Origin of the sequence: Paraburkholderia sp. RL18-085-BIA-A (assembly GCF_046027075.1) — a bacterium.
GTDB lineage: Bacteria > Pseudomonadota > Gammaproteobacteria > Burkholderiales > Burkholderiaceae > Paraburkholderia.
The window spans coordinates 1-1,208 of sequence record NZ_JARESU010000445.1; the positions used below are offsets into that span (position 1 = coordinate 1).

Here is a 1,208-nt window from a genome sequence, read left to right on the forward strand (position 1 = left end):
CAGATTCATCGACGCGATCAATGAGTGTCCGCTTCCCGGAAATCCGGCCTGTGGGGAGCGGAGCAACGTTTGAAGCCTCACGGGCGAGAGGACAACCGTTGAGGCCGTGGCTGCAGGCCGTAACGTGAAGACGGCGGGTGGTGAGTTCGCTGCCGGACGAACGCGACTGGTCTGCCCGCGTGGCACGAGCTAGAAGGGCCTTGTGGATCAGCATTGCCCAGCGACCGAGCGTCAGGAAAGCTAACGGCTGCGCCTCTTCAAATCGGATTCGGCAATGGTTCGCTTGACGATGGCGACAAACGATTTGACCGCTACAGATTTCTGGGAATTGCGGCGCCACGCCAAACCAGGGGTGCGGACCGGCGTAGGACTCTCGATCCGCACAGCATGAAGTCCGCCCATATCTAGCACGGTATTCTCCGGGACAATTGCGGCGATCGCGCTCCGGCGCGCCAGCCCAAGCAATGGAGCAATCGCATTGGTCTCCGCAATGACCAATGGCTCGACCCCGACAGATCTAAAGCACTCGTCCAGCAACTGGCGCGTGGCAAATGCCTCAGTCAGCATGGCAATCGGTTGTCCCTGCAGCTCAATCATTCGCACGCGCTTTTTCCGGGCAAGATAATGACTATCCGAAACGACCAGCACCATTTCCTCGTCGTACAGCGGTTCGAACCATAGATCCTCTGACGCGCTCGGGCGATAGCTAATCGCGATATCCAGATCGCCTGTAGCCAGCCGCTTCTCAATCTCCAGCGACGAGTATTCCTCAATGATGAACTTGACGGCCTGGTGCCGTTCCAGGAAAGTCGACACGCAGGCAGGAATGAAGTTGAAACAAAGCGATTGGGTTGCCCCAATCCGCAGATCCCCACTCAGTTGACCCGCGGTCTGCTTTAGCGTCCATATACCGAGATCAATTTCCTTCAGCGCATTGGTGACGTGGGCGAGGAACAGTGAACCAGCCTCGGTCATGACCACACGTTTGTGATTTCTTTCAAACAGCTGCTGCCCCAGTTCCTCTTCAAGCTGATTGATCTGATGGGACAGGGTGGACTGGGTAACGTGCACCTTCTGCGCGGCACGCGTGAAGCTCAGGCGCTCGGCGAGTGCCACAAAGTATCGAAGATGCCTCAGTTCCATGTCTGTCTGTCTCCTGCTTGTTGATATATGTTCGGCGATGCTCATTGATCGCGTCGATGATTCTA

Annotated in this window: 1 protein-coding gene; it reads right to left on the minus strand. The window is 56.7% G+C overall.

What is annotated here, in order from left to right:
- Positions 1-240: 240 nt before the first annotated feature.
- Entirely contained in the window at positions 241-1,143 is a 903-nt protein-coding gene (locus P0D89_RS53135; RefSeq protein ID WP_408379664.1) for a LysR substrate-binding domain-containing protein, read from the minus strand.
- Positions 1,144-1,208: the final 65 nt, after the last annotated feature.

Excerpts from the sequence above, each read along its gene's own strand:
- P0D89_RS53135 (WP_408379664.1), bottom strand. The coding sequence starts at position 1,143 with ATGGAACTGAGGCATCTTCGATACTTTGTGGCACTCGCCGAGCGCCTG.